Origin of the sequence: Sporomusa malonica, assembly GCF_900176355.1 — a bacterium.
GTDB lineage: Bacteria > Bacillota > Negativicutes > Sporomusales > Sporomusaceae > Sporomusa > Sporomusa malonica.
The window spans coordinates 283,373-298,650 of sequence record NZ_FWXI01000004.1 but is presented as its reverse complement, the minus strand read 5'-3'; the positions used below and the strand labels follow the sequence as shown (position 1 = coordinate 298,650).

Annotated in this window: 14 protein-coding genes, 1 other RNA gene and 2 other annotated features; of the genes, 13 read left to right on the top strand and 2 right to left on the bottom strand. The window is 43.5% G+C overall.

Annotated elements, in window-relative coordinates:
• Window positions 1-56 precede the first annotated feature (56 nt).
• The 6 genes from B9A22_RS06605 (at window position 57) to ssrS (ending at window position 5,503) form a co-directional block, all read left to right on the top strand.
• The gene (locus B9A22_RS06605) at window positions 57-1,316 is read left to right on the top strand and encodes a saccharopine dehydrogenase family protein (protein WP_084574913.1); all 1,260 of its coding nucleotides are present in this window, start codon (window positions 57-59) and stop codon (window positions 1,314-1,316) included.
• Between the two features lie 461 nt (window positions 1,317-1,777).
• Complete coding sequence (locus B9A22_RS06600) at window positions 1,778-2,119, top strand: MarR family winged helix-turn-helix transcriptional regulator (RefSeq protein WP_245823847.1); 342 nt, start codon at window positions 1,778-1,780, stop codon at window positions 2,117-2,119.
• A 146-nt stretch (window positions 2,120-2,265) separates the two neighbouring features.
• Window positions 2,266-2,563: a binding site (T-box leader), on the top strand.
• Window positions 2,564-2,606: 43 nt separating this feature from the next.
• Window positions 2,607-2,708, top strand: coding sequence for a symporter small accessory protein (locus B9A22_RS26545; protein ID WP_371360964.1), 102 nt, complete (start codon window positions 2,607-2,609; stop codon window positions 2,706-2,708).
• A gap of 1 nt (window position 2,709) precedes the next feature.
• Window positions 2,710-4,320, top strand: a complete 1,611-nt coding sequence (locus B9A22_RS06595; protein WP_217805895.1) for a sodium:solute symporter family protein — start codon at window positions 2,710-2,712, stop codon at window positions 4,318-4,320.
• A gap of 118 nt (window positions 4,321-4,438) precedes the next feature.
• Window positions 4,439-5,269: an NAD(+) diphosphatase gene (gene nudC / locus B9A22_RS06590; RefSeq protein ID WP_084574911.1), complete on the top strand. Its 831-nt coding sequence runs from the start codon at window positions 4,439-4,441 to the stop codon at window positions 5,267-5,269.
• A 59-nt stretch (window positions 5,270-5,328) separates the two neighbouring features.
• Window positions 5,329-5,503: non-coding RNA, 6S RNA (ssrS, locus tag B9A22_RS06585), on the top strand.
• Window positions 5,504-5,550: 47 nt separating this feature from the next.
• Here the strand turns inward: ssrS and B9A22_RS06580 are convergent.
• The gene (locus B9A22_RS06580) at window positions 5,551-7,113 is read right to left on the bottom strand and encodes an SLC13 family permease (RefSeq protein ID WP_084574910.1); all 1,563 of its coding nucleotides are present in this window, start codon (window positions 7,111-7,113) and stop codon (window positions 5,551-5,553) included.
• Between the two features lie 274 nt (window positions 7,114-7,387).
• Window positions 7,388-7,651 (top strand) — a binding site (T-box leader).
• 82 nt (window positions 7,652-7,733) lie between these two features.
• Between B9A22_RS06580 and ilvB the strand changes: the two genes are divergently transcribed.
• Together ilvB and ilvN are read left to right on the top strand one after the other, a co-directional pair.
• Complete coding sequence (gene ilvB, locus B9A22_RS06575) at window positions 7,734-9,425, top strand: biosynthetic-type acetolactate synthase large subunit (RefSeq protein ID WP_084574909.1); 1,692 nt, start codon at window positions 7,734-7,736, stop codon at window positions 9,423-9,425.
• Window positions 9,426-9,428: 3 nt separating this feature from the next.
• On the top strand, window positions 9,429-9,926 hold the full coding sequence (gene ilvN / locus B9A22_RS06570; RefSeq protein WP_084574908.1) for an acetolactate synthase small subunit: 498 nt from the start codon (window positions 9,429-9,431) through the stop codon (window positions 9,924-9,926).
• Between the two features lie 79 nt (window positions 9,927-10,005).
• Here ilvN and B9A22_RS06565 read toward each other — a convergent pair whose 3' ends face one another.
• Window positions 10,006-11,001 (bottom strand): Gfo/Idh/MocA family protein, encoded by a 996-nt coding sequence (locus tag B9A22_RS06565; RefSeq protein ID WP_084574907.1) that lies wholly within the window; start codon window positions 10,999-11,001, stop codon window positions 10,006-10,008.
• 356 nt (window positions 11,002-11,357) lie between these two features.
• Between B9A22_RS06565 and B9A22_RS06560 the strand changes: the two genes are divergently transcribed.
• From B9A22_RS06560 to B9A22_RS06545, 5 genes are all read left to right on the top strand, one after another.
• Complete coding sequence (locus B9A22_RS06560) at window positions 11,358-11,879, top strand: HD-GYP domain-containing protein (RefSeq protein ID WP_176215419.1); 522 nt, start codon at window positions 11,358-11,360, stop codon at window positions 11,877-11,879.
• 81 nt (window positions 11,880-11,960) lie between these two features.
• Complete coding sequence (locus tag B9A22_RS06555) at window positions 11,961-13,415, top strand: DEAD/DEAH box helicase (protein ID WP_084574905.1); 1,455 nt, start codon at window positions 11,961-11,963, stop codon at window positions 13,413-13,415.
• A gap of 90 nt (window positions 13,416-13,505) precedes the next feature.
• Window positions 13,506-13,637 (top strand): hypothetical protein, encoded by a 132-nt coding sequence (locus tag B9A22_RS26270; RefSeq protein ID WP_281252358.1) that lies wholly within the window; start codon window positions 13,506-13,508, stop codon window positions 13,635-13,637.
• A 254-nt stretch (window positions 13,638-13,891) separates the two neighbouring features.
• Window positions 13,892-14,749, top strand: coding sequence for a response regulator (locus tag B9A22_RS06550; RefSeq protein ID WP_217805894.1), 858 nt, complete (start codon window positions 13,892-13,894; stop codon window positions 14,747-14,749).
• Window positions 14,740-15,204 carry a chemotaxis protein CheX gene (locus B9A22_RS06545; protein WP_084574903.1) on the top strand — a complete coding sequence of 155 codons (465 nt, stop codon included), beginning with the start codon at window positions 14,740-14,742 and terminating at the stop codon, window positions 15,202-15,204. Before B9A22_RS06550 ends, B9A22_RS06545 begins: the two co-directional genes overlap by 10 nt.
• Window positions 15,205-15,278 lie beyond the last annotated feature (74 nt).

Below are 15,278 nucleotides of genomic sequence, written 5' to 3'. Positions count from 1 at the left end.
GGGAGTCTTAGAGCGGGTTAGTTATCGGATAAAATTTATTAGTAGAGGAGAAAGAAATGAGGAAAAATGTTTTAATTGTAGGTGCTGGTGGCGTGGGTCATGTAGTTGCCCATAAATGTGCGATGAACAACGATGTTTTGGGTGATATCTGTATTGCTTCACGTACCCAGCAAAAGTGCGACGCAATCATTGAAAGCGTACTGCGCAAAAATCACTTGAAAGATTCGTCAAAAAAACTGTATTCACGTGCAGTCAACGCAATGGATGTTCCAGCTTTGGTTGAATTAATCAAAGATACTAAGTCGGAGATTGTTATCAATGTAGGACAGTCCTATATTAACATGTCAGTCTTAGAGGCTTGCATTGAAACTGGTGTGGTGTATATGGATACTGCGATTCATGAAGAGCCAGACAAGGTTTGTGAAAACCCCCCCTGGTATGCCAATTACGAGTGGAAACGCAAAGAGCGTTGTGAAGAAAAAGGGATTACCGCAATTCTCGGTATCGGCTTTGATCCCGGCGTAGTCAACGCCTGGTGTGCATTAGCACAAAAGGACTATTTTGATACAATTGATACAATTGATATCCTAGATGTTAACGCTGGTAGCCATGGTAAATATTTTGCTACCAACTTTGACCCAGAGATTAACTTCCGCGAATTTAGGAAAGTATGGAGTTGGATTGACCGCAAATGGGTGTTGCAAAAGGTACACTCCATAAGAGTGGACTATGATTTCCCAGTAGTGGGTAAATGTCCGGTGTACTTGACAGGACATGATGAGCTGCATTCGCTTTCCAAGAATATAGATGCCAATTCCATTCGTTTTTGGATGGGCTTTGGCGAGCATTATCTGAATGTATTTTCCGTATTGACCAATATTGGTCTTACCTCGGAAAAACCGGTGAAGATTGCTGAAGGTGTGGAGATCGCACCTCTTAAAGTGCTAAAGGCTTTGCTGCCTGATCCGTCTTCGCTGGCTCCTGGTTATGTTGGTAAAACCTGCATTGGTAATTTTATCAGAGGGACCAAAAACAATGAACCGAGGGAGATATTTATCTACAATATTTGCGATCATGCTGAGTGCTACGAAGAAGTGGAGTCGCAGGCCATAAGCTATACGGCTGGTGTACCTGTAGCGGCCGCAGCGATTTTGGTCGCCCGCGGCGAATGGGATGTTAAGCAGATGGTCAATGTAGAAGAGTTAGAGCCCAAGCCTTTTATTGATTTGATAAGCACAATGGGCTTACCGACTGAAGTACTTGAAGCCCCCACAACCTTTGCGGCACCAGTTATTGAATCGTTAGAAACAGTTTGATTATAGATGCGAACCTCCTGTGGGTACCTAGCGGTTATTCACAGGAGGTTTTCTGTTTTCCTTCTCCTAGTTATCAGGGGAAGGCTAAGTGAGTGTTGATATTGACATGGCAGGTTTTGGGGTATATTATAAAGTAGACTTAGCTTCAGATGGGATTTTAACCCCACCTGAAGGTTAGTCGCCCTTATCCAGGGACTTAGCCGCTCGCCTGTGCCCTTTGGGTATAACTCCCACTTGTATACCCTAAAGGGCACAGGAAAGATGGGAGTCTTAGAGCGGGTTAGTCATCGGATAAAAATGATAGTATATGTGCATATACACGTCGGCAATTTGAAATAGTTAGGAAAGGCGATAGATCAATGAAGCAGGTTGTTGGAAATTATCCTAAGAGTCCTAGCCCTTGTCATTGTCTGAATATAAGGCGGGCCTCCCGGGCAGTGACTGAATTCTACGAAAGATTTTTGGAACCAAGCGGAGTTAAATTAACGCAATACTCACTACTCCGGCATCTGGAGCAGGTCGAGCCAGTGACGATCAGCGAGCTGGCCGACATTATGCGCATTGACCGAACTACCTTGAACCGGAATATGAAGCCGCTGATTGAGGCTGGTCTAATTGAGGTTAATGCTGGAAAGGATTCTCGTTCCAGACAGGTAATTCTTACCCCGGCAGGAAGATCTACATTGACGAACGCCACGTCCCTTTGGGATCAAGCACAAGAATCGCTGCAGGACTATTTGGGAGAATTAGAGGTGGAGCAGTTTAATTTTTTAATATCAAAACTGGAAGCATTGGTGCCATAATATTTTTTTTTCAAAATTAGTGTATATACACGAGAAATAGATATCTTGACAAAAGATATCTGTCTTGCTATATTATACCTAACGAAAATAAAAAGTAATTTTATTAGCAATATCACATGCGTGTTTACAATTTCATATAAACTATTATAAATACTATGAAAAGGAAAAGTAACTATTCAGTGACAGCCCAGAGAGCTAGGGGTGGTGGGAGCCTAGCCTGAAGTTGAGTAGTGAAGTTCTCCTTGGAGTTGCCAGCTGAAGATAAGGGCGTTAGTTTTAAAGCCCAGATTGGTAGGTGTGGCCGGAGCTTCCGCCGTTATCAGGGAAGGGGGTATCGGTAAAACTGTGTTTTTACCCGTACTTAATGAGCGGAGTTAATTGGCCGGACAGGCTGAAGACTCTACAAGGGTGGTATCGCGGGAAGCAAAAGCTCTCGTCCCTTATTATAAGGGATGGGAGCTTTATTTTTTTTTGGAGGTGATTAACCATGTTAGGATTGTCAGACCCCTGGATTGCATTAGCGTATATCTTATGTTTGGCCTCAACAGCGCTGTGCATAGGCTATGCAGCTTGGAAAAGCAGAGAATAAGTTGGTAAAAAATAAACAGACAGGAGAGATGATGGTGGACAATACTTTACTCTACACTATGCTGGCAGTGTACCTCGGAATTACGGTGCTGCTTGGTTATCTTGGTTATCGGCATACTAAATCGTCAAAGGATTACATGATTGCTGGGGGAAATGTACATCCGGTATTAATGGCACTGGCATATGGCTCGACATTTATCTCAACCTCGGCGATTGTAGGATTTGGCGGGGCTGCGGGCGTATATGGACTAAGTTTACTCTGGCTTACGGTATTTAATATCTTTGTTGGTATCTTTGTTGCGTTTGTCATTTTTGGTATCAAGACCCGTAAGTTGGCTCACGAACTTCAAGTAAAAACTTTTCCTGAGTTCTTGGGGGCCCGCTTTGATTCACCGTTCATCAGAAAATTCTCGGCAACGATAATTAGTCTGACCATGCCGCTCTATGCAGCTGCAGTCATGATTGGTGGAGCTCGTTATATGGAAGAGGCACTGGGAATGAGTTACACAACAGCACTGGCCGTGTTTTCTCTGATTGTACTCGCTTATGTGTTTTTCGGCGGGCTGCGTGGAGTTATTTATACAGATGCTATGCAGGGGATGATTATGTTTGCTGGAATGGCGGCCTTGATTTTTCTTACTTATTCGGCTCTGGGCGGTGTGACTGTTGCCCATAGCAAACTGGAAGGCATGAGGCAGTTGGTGCCGGCGGCTTTGGCGGCCAAAGGACATCAGGGCTGGACAGCCATGCCAGATTTTGGCTCTGAGCTTTGGTGGTTTGTGGTATCTACCCTGGTCTTAGGGGTCGGCATCGGCGTTTTGGCACAGCCGCAATTAGCTGTGCGGTTTATGACGGTGGCTAGCTCGAAAGACATATATCGTGGTTTGAGTATTGGTTCGGTCTTTATTTTGTTTATGACTGGCGTCGCTTTTACTGTTGGTGCTTTATCCAATGTATACTTTTTCGAACATAGTGGGAAGATTGCGTTGGCTGCTACTGCGGTTGGCGGAGCAGTTCCGAATGTTGATAAAATCATCCCGATGTTTATTACTCAGGCCATGCCTGAGTGGTTAAAGTATATCTTCTTATTTACTTTATTGTCAGCAGCTATGTCGACCTTGAGCGGGCAATTTCACATCATCTCTACGTCGATTTCCTATGATTTGAATACCAACAGCAATAGGAGCGATGCTAAAACGCTTAGGCTAGCCCGAATTGGAACCCTGTTTGGATTTGTGCTTACTATATTACTTTCGCTATTCCTTCCACTCGGGGTAATTGCTGTAGCGACTGCATTGTTTTTTGGCCTGTGTACGTCTGCGTTTTTACCGATGTATGCGGCTGCGTTGTACTGGCCGCGCATCACTCCTGCTGGCGCCATCTGGAGTATGGTGACGGCTACCGTGGTTTATTTTGGGCTGGTTTTGTTTGTACATGAAAAAGAAGCAGCTATATTTGGTGTTTGTAATAAAATATTTGGCGTAAAAACACTGGGAGTGATTCCGTGGACGTACATTGATCCACTGGTCATTGCTTTGCCACTCAGTGCCTTAGTACTTATTACCGTAAGCCTCGTGACTCAGCCGGCCGCAGAACCTGTGACAATACAATAGAGGACAAAGAAAAGCTGCTTGTGGTCAAAAGACAAGCAGCTTTTCTTTATTCACATCTTCAAAGGAAAACTAAAGTTTTCGACGAAGAGATTATATAAGAGTGAGGTGAGAGAGCCTTATGGCTGATAGCAGCATCTATAAAAGCTATAGTCCAGCGATTGTTCCCCGGGATGATGATAATGAGTTGGTATGGATGTTTATTTTTAATTCCAATAAAATACTAATCAAGGGGGAGCCAGAATACCCAGAGATACCTACCAGTGAAGATTTCAAGGGAATAGAACTATCATTTATAAGTAAGCAATATCTCGGGGAATTAGATGGATATGCGTGTTATTGTATGGAAGTCGAAGATTTGGCTGATGCACCTCTGGGCATGTGTTTTAAAGATCTAAGAGCATTACTGGGACTGGTGGCGGAAGATAAATTCCTACTTATGGGTAAAGCTTTTCAAATAGTAAATTGGAATCGAATGAATAAGTTCTGTGGTAGGTGTGGAGCTATGACAGAACCAAAACATAACGAGCTGGCAAAGCTGTGTCCTAGTTGCAATTCTGTGTATTATCCTCGGATTTCACCTGCTGTAATCGTTGCAGTTGTGCGAGATGGAAAAATCCTTTTGGCCCATAATAAAAATTTCAGGCCTAAGTGGTATAGTGTAATTGCCGGGTTTGTAGACCCTGGAGAGACCTTCGAAGATTGTGTAATAAGAGAAGTAATGGAGGAGGTTGGTATACGAGTGAAAAATGTAAAATATTTTGGCAGCCAACCTTGGCCCTTCCCTGATTCGCTGATGGTGGGTTTTATTGCCGAATATGAAAGCGGAGAAATAATTGTTGATGGTGAAGAGATCGATGATGCTAATTGGTATGGGCGCGATAACCTTCCGCCGAGGCCGACTAATGTTACTATTGCAGGACGGTTGATTGAGTCTGTGCTATTCGGGTGAGAGACAAACCAGTTTTATTCATGCTTGTCCAAAGCTTATTAGTATGATAATATTATAGATGTTATCTGAGATGAACGTTAACTTGAATATGTCCAACCTACTTTGATAACTAGGGAATTCAATGCTATGCGGCTGTCGGGCCACCTCATGAGTGGAGGGCAAAAACATACCTCAGGATACCCACCTGCTAGGTGCAGGTTTGGACATATAAAGAAACGACATTTTGGATGTAAAAGGACTTACCATTTTGGTAAGTCCTTTTTTGAAATCATTGCTCTTTTTTAATAACCTACCCATTTCACAACATATACGACCAGCGGTATAGTGACAAGCGCAATCCCAATTAAATCGATAATAAAACCAGACTTGATCATCTTTGTAATAGGGATAAAGCCGCTGCCATACACGATAGCGTTAGGTGGAGTAGAGACCGGTAGCATAAAGCCAAGCGATGACGAAAGGGCAATGGCAACTGCTACCGGCACAGGACTTAGGCCAGCGGAAATGGCCACCGTTATGCCAAGTGGCCCAACCATATTGGTAGCTGCGGTGTGTGAAGTTAGCTCAGACATAAGCAGTGAAAATAAGGAAAATAGGATTACTATCGCGACCTGCGAATTGGCGCCTGTGGCAGTAACGATTATGTCACCCACCCATTTGGATAAGCCGGTGGTATACATCATGGTTCCTAACGACAATCCGCCTCCGAATAGAATTAATGTTCCCCAATCAATGCCTTTTACGGCTTCATTCCAGGTCAAGGTGAATTTTCGTTCAGCCCAATTTGTCGGTAGAATAAATAGCAATAAACCTGCCAGCATTGCGACCACTGCTTCGGAGAAGTACTTGTTATACTTAGCCAGGATGGGATCTCCTGAGCCGTAGATCATAGCAAGGAAACCTGGCAAGACCCAAAGGGTTACAGCTACGGTAAATGCAATTACTGCATTTATTTCGCCGGCTTTCCACGGTCCGAGGCTGTTCCGGCGTTCACGGATCAGCTCTGAGGCACCTTCAATATGATCCACATCGGCAGGAAACATTTTTTTGAGGACAATATAGACTAAGATAAAGTAAGCCACCATGGCAATGGATCCCCAGATCATCCATTGGAAAAAGGAAACCCTCACGCCGCCCATTTGTTCTAACAGGCCAATCATAATGAGGTTAGGTGGGGTACCTACTGGGGTTAGTACACCGCCTACCGAAGATGCGTAACCGGCCATCAACATCAGGCCTGTCGCATATGTATATTTGCTCAGTTCAATTTCTCTACCTGCTGCCGCATGCATGTCTTTGATTGCAAATAGCAACCCCATTGCAATCGGAAACATCATAGCCGTTGTGGCTGTATTGCTTACCCAGCCTGAGCAGAGGGCTGTGACAAGCCCTAAGGCTAATAAAATTCTTGTCGGGCTTGATCCAACCCAACTCATGGATAAAATTGCATAAGCAAAGCGTTTGTCCAAACCATGACTCATCATAGCGGTGGCCAGCATAAAACTGCCCATGAAGAGAAATATTAACGGGTTAGCAAATGGGGCAAATGCCTGGGTAGGGTTTACAATGCCCATGAGTGTGGCAATCACAGGGCCTAACATGGAACTGACCGGAATTGGAACTGGTTCTGTAATCCACCATGTCGCCACAAAGGTTACAATTGCGAGCAAACCGTGTGCTTGCTCTTTGAGACCGGCGATTGGCATGAAGTAAACAAGTAATCCCAGCGCGGGACCAAGGAATAAGCCTAATGTCTTTCGCCTAAAATCAAATTGTTGTTCTTCTAAACTCAGTTTTGATTCTGCCTGCAGCAAGTTTTGTTTCCGGGGTTTAACTGTTTGCATTTCACTCCTCCTTTTCGTTACACTAGATTTGAAGCAGATTACAATATTCGGTGATGCGCGGTCAGAAGTGTAAACATGCTTCTAAATAATAATATACCATATATTGCCTTATATGTAACGGCGTTCCATGATAAAACTAATATTTGCATGAATTCTGTATACCTTGTTATTGATGGAGAAACATAATGTAGCGTACCAGTGTAAAATATAAAGAATATTGTTGACACAGAGTGGATCTTTTTGTAATATAACAGTAATAAATAGTATAAAAGTTATAATGACTATGAACGGAAGAGTAGTTATAGCGCGATAGTAACAGCGAGCTGGGAATGGTGTGAGCCAGTACTATCGTATATAATGAAAATCATCCGTGAGTTGCGGGCTGAATTTTTTAGTAAGCTACGCCGGGTTCTCTTCGGAGAAAATTGCCGCCCGTTACTGCGGCGAGGTATCGAGGTTAAACTCTGTACCTATGAGCGGCTATGGGTGAAATCCATAGTAATTTGGGTGGTATCGCGGATTAACCTCCGTCCCTATGTAAGGGGCAGAGGTTTTTTTATTTTATTTGGCTATTTCGATCATGTAGAATACTTGGTGGAGAGACGAAGGGGGTAACTAGCTTGAAGATGTTGGGAGCCGAGGCGGTTATTGAATGTTTGAGGGCCGAGGGCGTGGAAATGGTATTCGGCTATCCGGGAGGCTGTGTGTTGACGCTGTATGATGCGTTGTATAAAGCTCAGTTTCCCCATGTTTTAACTCGTCATGAGCAAGGGGCCGTTCATGCCGCTGACGGCTATGCACGCGCAACAGGTAAAACCGGGGTTTGTTTTGCAACGTCAGGACCAGGAGCAACCAATCTGATAACCGGGATTGCAACCGCTTATATGGACTCTGTTCCGTTAGTGGCCATTACCGGTCAGGTTGGGGTCGGGGTGATTGGTAAGGATGCTTTTCAGGAAGCTGATGTCTGCGGTATTACCACACCCATTACCAAGCACAACTACCTGGTTAAGAAGGTTCAGGATTTACCCAGAGTCATGAAGGAGGCCTTCTATATTGCCCGTACTGGACGCCCAGGTCCGGTTGTTGTTGATATTTCTCGCGATGTTTTTAATGCTGCTTTTGACTTCGAGTACCCGGAGACTGTGACGCTGCGGGGTTATAGTCCCTTGTTTGATGGTGACCCGGAAAGTGTTGAGCAGGCTGTGCAGGCATTGGAAGCAGCCAAAAATCCGGTAATTTTTATTGGCGGTGGTGTTACTATCTCGGATACATCAGAGGAGTTACGCAAGTTTGCCGATATGACGGGATTTCCTGTATTTTCTAGCCTAATGGGTCTGGGATGTATTCCGTCTGATTCACCTCAGCATTTGGGTATGGTTGGTATGCATGGCACTTTTGCCGCCAATATGGCTACAATCGAGTGCGACCTATTGTTGGGGATTGGCGTTAGGTTTGATGACCGGGTAACAAGCTTGGTCAAAGATTTTGCGCCCAATGCCAAGATCGTACATTTTGATATAGATCCTGCCGAGGTAAATAAGAATGTACGTGCCGATCTGCGGGTAGTTGGTGATCTTCGCTGGTCATTGCCGCTGCTTTGTGAGACGGTCTCTAGGCGTAGTCCAATTGAGTGGCGGAACGGAGTTACTGCATGGAATGAACGGGTACAGGCGTGGAAAAAGGATAAGCCGTTATCCTATAGCCAGTCACCAGGAACCATCATGCCCCAGATGGTTGTTGAGAAAGTGAGCCAGCTTACCCAATCCAATACCATTATTGTCACAGATGTCGGACAACATCAGATGTGGACAGCGCAGTATTATAATTTCCCTAGAGAGCGTTCTTTTTTGACCTCAGGTGGGTTGGGTACTATGGGCTATGGCTTACCGGCAGCGATTGGCGCACAAATGAGTTTGCCGGATAAAACGGTCGTACTCTTGACTGGAGACGGCAGTATTATGATGAATTGTCAGGAAATGGCGACAGTGGCTGATAATGCACTGCCAATAAAGATTATTGTAATAAATAATCAAGTTTTGGGTATGATCAGTCAGTGGCAGCGGATGTTTTACGGGCAGCGTTACTCCCATTCAACAACCCATGGGCGAACAGATTTTGTAAAACTTGCCGAAGCTATGGGCATTACCGGTTTGCGTGTGACCAACCCTGACGAATTGGTTCATACTCTGGAAGAGGCTTTGCAGATACAAGGGCCGGTGCTAGTTGAGGTACTGGTGCCTTCTATCGAGGATGTGTTGCCTATGGTTCCTGCAGGTGGTCGCCTGGATCAAATGATTTTGGGGGGATAATTGATGAAGTATACATTAGCTGTTTTGGTTGAAAATAGACCAGGTGTTTTAACGCACATCTCAGGGCTAATAAGCCGAAGGGCCTTTAACATTGAGAGCATTGCCGCAGGATACACTGAAGAGGCCGAAACCACCCGGATTACAATTAGTGTTTCGGCAGATGACGAGGTCGAGTTAGAGCAGGTAGTCAACCAATTGTCCAAGTTGGTTGATGTTATTAAGATTGTGAACCTCACCCACGTCGAATCTATTGAACGGGAATTAGCCTTGATCAAGGTAAAGGCCAGCAAAACAAACCGCTCTGACTTGGTTAATGTTGTAGAAATCTTTCGGGCAAAAATTATTGATGTAAACCGGGAAACGGTGGCGATTGAGCTAACTGGTGAGGAAAGCAAAATTGATGCCTTTTGCGAGGTGCTGCTGGATTTTGGAATTATCGAGATTGTCAGAACAGGTAAAATCGCACTCTCGCGAGGACCGGTTCCTGCAAAAGAGATGTAGAAGGAAAGGGCTGTGCCGAAACGTAAGTTTCGCCACAGCCCTTAGAACATTAGATGAAAATCAGGGACAGAGTCAGGAGTTAGAACTGAAGTCCTTCGCAAGGGAATGTTAGCCCCCAATCTGAGCGGGCTTTATCCATTAAGCGCATTACAGCAAGGGAATTTTGATGAGTCATTAACATGCTTTCCAGTTTCTTCGATTTCAAGCACGCTTCTGTTTCTCTTATTTGATATTCAAAACCATTAATCTCAAAAGGAGACTCCACAGTGTAACGAGTACCATCCCCTTTTTCTACGGTAAACTCTTGCAGAGCTGAGAAATTTGGCAGTAAGATATGGCCTTTTGTACCAAAGATAACAGCATGTTGCTCAATAACAGTGCCAATTGTTGTAATAAGGTGGGCTGTTGTTTTGTTTTCATACTCGAGCATAATGCTGTTAAATTTATCTGTGCCATATTCGCCAATCATTGCACTTGAGTACAAATGCTTAGGATTATAACCGAGCAGCATGGCTGCAACGCCTAGCGCATAAACCCCGATATCTAACAGGGCTCCACCCGCAAGAGCAGGGTCGAATTTCCTTACATACCTTGCCCCGGTAGGCGCAAACCCATATTGCGCTCGGAAGTGTGTTATTTCACCAATGACACCATCGGTAATGGCTTTATTAAGCTGTTGATACGCAGGGAGGAACTTTGTCCAAAAGGCCTCCATCATAAAAAGCTGCTTCTCTTTGGCCAGTTGGGTAAGTGCGGCAGCCTGAGCCTCGTTGACGGTAAATGATTTTTCACATAGAACATTTTTACCATTTTCTAAACAAAGTTTTGCATTTTCATAGTGAAAAGAATGTGGAGTGGCGATATATATAACATCAATATCAGGATCGCGTACTAGGTCTAGATAATTGCTATAGGTCCGCGGGATGTTGTAAGGCTTAGCAAACTGAGCCGCAGTTTCCGGGCTGCGTGAAGCGACTGCTGTAATGTCCCCACAGTCGGTCAGTTGAGAGATAGTGTCTGCGAATTTTTTAGCGATTGTACCTGTTGAAAGAATACCCCATCTTATCTGTGTCATATTAAAAAGCCTACCTTTCACTAACGTATTTACCTTAACTTACAACAATTACCTGAGCACGTCAACTGAAGCCGGTGGGTGCCAGGATTCTTATTAACGGTGTGGCCGATGAGGTAATAAAAATAAAGAATATTTTGTAGATAACGAAAATAGCAGGAAGATTTAACATAATGTAGAATTAATAGGTAGTTTAAGAATGAAAGTTCTGTTTGTTACGCTGTAATTATTATTATTGTTATAGGTGATAGTGCGTGCATAATTTAAAGCATTCCAAGCAATCTATAATAAACAAAGTTAATATGGATGCGATAGAGGGATTTTGTCGGCAGGTTTATTATTGTGATCCGTATACCTCTATGCATGCAGAACATGTAGCTGAACTTATGGCTGGATTGGCAAGTCAGATGTGTCTGCCATCTGATGAAATTAGTCTCGCTTTTATTGTCGGATTAATTCATGATGTCGGTAAAATAAAAACGCCTAGCGCAATTCTTAACAAGCCAGGCAGGCTTACAGATGAAGAATTTAAAATTATGAAACAGCATTCCGAACACGGTGCCAATATGCTATCTGCTATAGAGGGGGCGGAGGCTGTTGTTCCTATTATGCGTCATCACCATGAACGATACGATGGCAAAGGTTATCCTAAGGGGCTTTGCGGAGAAAGCATACCCTTGTTAAGCAGAATGCTTGCTATATGTGATAGTTTTGATGCAATGACCACCAATCGATGTTACCGGGATCCGGTTCCTTTAGCGGATTGTATAAATGAGATCAAAAAATGCTCGGGGACACAATTCGACCCGGCTATTTGTGTATTATTTATCGAATTCTTACAAGACCGATTTGGCTTTAGTATTGAAGAGTCTGGCTATTAGCTGGGCGTAAATATGTAATTGACAAACCCCTAGCACTCTGCGCTAGGGGTTCCAAGTTCGAGAAGGATGGGATTAAACGTCATGGATGAACAATATCATCTTTCATCTTATGGTTTTAGTAAAGAAATAGCAAAGGCATTAGAAACCTTGGGGTATGAAACGTTTACTGAGGTCCAGGAACAAGTGATACCCTTAGCTCTTGCTGATAAGGATGTCATAGTGAAATCACAGACAGGCAGTGGTAAGACAGCAGCTTTTGCAATCCCTGTTTGTGAAAAAATAGAAGTAGAGCAAAGAAACCCCCAGGTATTAGTTCTTACGCCAACGAGAGAATTAGCGGTACAAGTAAAACAGTACATAGCCAATATAGGGCGGTTTAAGAAAATAAGATGCGCTGCGGTTTTTGGCAGACAGCCTATGGAAGCGCAAAAAAGAGAGCTAAGGCAACGCGTGCATGTTATTGTCGGTACGCCAGGCAGATCATTTGATCATATTGAACGAAAAAATATTAATCTAGAAGACATAAAATATCTAATTATTGATGAAGCCGACAAAATGCTGGATATGGGTTTTCTCGATCAGGTGAAAGCAATCGTTGAAATGTTGCCTGAAAACAGGGTGACTATGGTATTTTCAGCAACTATGCCAGAGCAAATTCAGGAAATATGCAGTAAATATATGAGTAATCCGGTCAAGCTAGCGGTTGAGTCGAAAAATCCTACTACGGAAAAAATCCAGCAGGCTTATTATGAAGTCCAAGAGATTGACAAGTTCAGGCTTGTTAAAAAAATAATTTACACTGAGAGACCTGATAGTTGTATTCTGTTTTGTAATACAAGGGAAAAAGTAGAGTTTCTATTTGAGAAACTAAAGTGTGAGGGGTATTCATGCGGCGGTTTGCATGGCGGCATGGAACAAAGGGATCGCTTACATACAATCCAAGGCTTTAAGCGAGGGGAGTTGCAATTTTTGATTGCTACTGATGTAGCCGCAAGAGGGATTCATGTAGACGATATATCTCTTGTGATCAATTATGACCTGCCCCTGGATAATGAAAGTTATGTTCATCGAATTGGCAGGACTGGACGGGCGGGAAATCAAGGTGCAGCCATTACCCTTGCGACTTCCAATGAGTGTAGAGCATTAGCTGAGATTGAGGAATATATCCAGCATAAGATACCTAAGCAAGAAACTCCGACAATTGCAGAAGTAGAACAAGGCAAGATCATTTTTGCAAGTAATAAGTCTAAGCCTAAATGTAAAAGTGATATAAGTGAAAAGTTCAATCAGGACATTACTAGAATTCGTATTAATGCAGGAAAAAAGGCAAAAATGAGGCCGGGAGATATCCTGGGAGCCATTACTAATATTGCAGGGGTTGGTGCCGATGATACGGGCATTATCGATGTTCAGGAGACTTGTTCTTATGTAGAGATCCTTGGGGGCAAAGGGGACCTGGTAATAGATGCGCTGCAGTCTACCAAGATAAAGGGAAAGATCCATACTATAAAGAAAGTAGGATTTCGCAGCATCTAAACCAGTAAGAAAGATGGTATAAATGTATACAATAAGCCTGCTACGTTGTAAAATAAAGTTATAGCTAGGTTGGTAAAGGAGGAGCTCTAAGTGGATTTACTTACGCTACTACAAGAAAAAAAGAAAAAAGCAAACGAAAACAATAAGTCATTCCCCAAAGCAACTAAGGCGAAAACTACAAATAATAAAATGCCCATGAGGAAAACCGGAAGAGGCAAATAAAAAGATCATAGGATGAGTGGCACGAAAGGACTCCTGAGATAATCAGGAGTCCTTTAAATAATAGGTGGGTGGTTAGCCTGGTGGTTTAGGTGGGGGCAGCCGTGAATCTTTTTTGGGGAGTTGTTTTATTATTGAGTTTAGTTTAGTATATGTCATATATAGTCGTATTCTGGCATAATAGGTACTTCATGGGTCTGTGGCGCTACGAAGTTGAAGCTAGACAAGTTAAATTTATTTGAAGGTAGGGCTAAAACGTGAGTATTAGAGTTATGGTTGTCGATGATTCACCGTTTTCTCGCATGATTTTGGCAGACAGCTTACAGCAGGAAGGCTGTGAGGTTGTTGGTGAGGCAGATTCTATTGAGACCTTGATCGAGACGTATAGTCAATGTAAACCAGATATTGTAACAATGGATATAGCCATGCCTGGGGCTGACGGTTTTGAGTGCAGCAGGGCACTGATTGCGCACGACCCGAAGGCAAAAATAATCATGATTAGCTCAATGAAGGATGAGGAGACTGAAGCTGAAGCTCGCAATTGCGGCGTAGTTGGTTATCTGCAGAAACCTGTCGATGCAGAAGCGTTAAAGAAGGTTATTGAAGGAGTTATGTCTCCGGACGTTTTATATAATAACCTGCAAAGCTGGAGTTTGGATGCTTTTAAAGAAGCTCTGGGGCAGAGCATAACCCGTATGACAAAAGCAACGGCAACCTTCACTGAGGTAGAGTGTTTGGGAAAAAATATATCACAGGGTATCACCGTAGTAATTGGCATAATTGGTCATTACCCGGGGTCACTGATATTAGACATATCGCGGGAAACGGCAGAGAAAATGGCAGAAGTCATTCTCCGGCGGCCAGCGAAGGGCCAAGACGAGGTTGTGGCAATGGCGGCAGAATTTGCCAATGTAGTGGGTGGGATTGCCTGCTCAATGTTGAACAAAAAGGATAAAGCTTTTGGCCTTAGGGTATCCCCTCCCAGTGTGTTCTATGGAGCCCAGACCGAAATCGCCAGCCCTGGTATTCGGCTTCACTGTTTGTACGCAGATAGTGATTTTGGCAGAATATATCTAGGTGTTGGCTTTAAGAAGGGGTCGGTATTGTGGATGTAAATATGATTAATCCTATACTGGATGCTTTTGTCAGTATAGTTCCCCAGCTTGGTTTTCAGACAGTAGAAAAGAAAGGGATCTCTTTAGCTGAGTCCAGCTTAAATTATCAAGGAATACTTATTAATATCGGCGTTGTTGGTCCGCTAAAAGGAGCAATACTCATTGGCATGGACCTCGATTCAGCTAAACTGTTTGCCTCCAAGATGATGATGGGGATGGAAGTGGCTGAATTAGATAGCCTGGCCCAAAGTGCTATTTCTGAAATGGGGAACATGGTTTGCGCCAATGCCTGTACAAACTTTGCTAAGGTAGGCGTTGACGGGTTGGATATATCACCGCCTACTTTACTGATTGGTAATGATGGACAAGTAAGACTGGCGGTGCCTAAAGTCATCGTTGTTAAACTGGCTGTGGATGGCATAATTGTAAATGTTTACGTAGGTTTATATAAATAAGTATCCAAAATTAAACCCAGTAGAGCAATGGTTAACTGCAACCACTGCCCTACTGGGTTTTTGTCCTGTAAGAA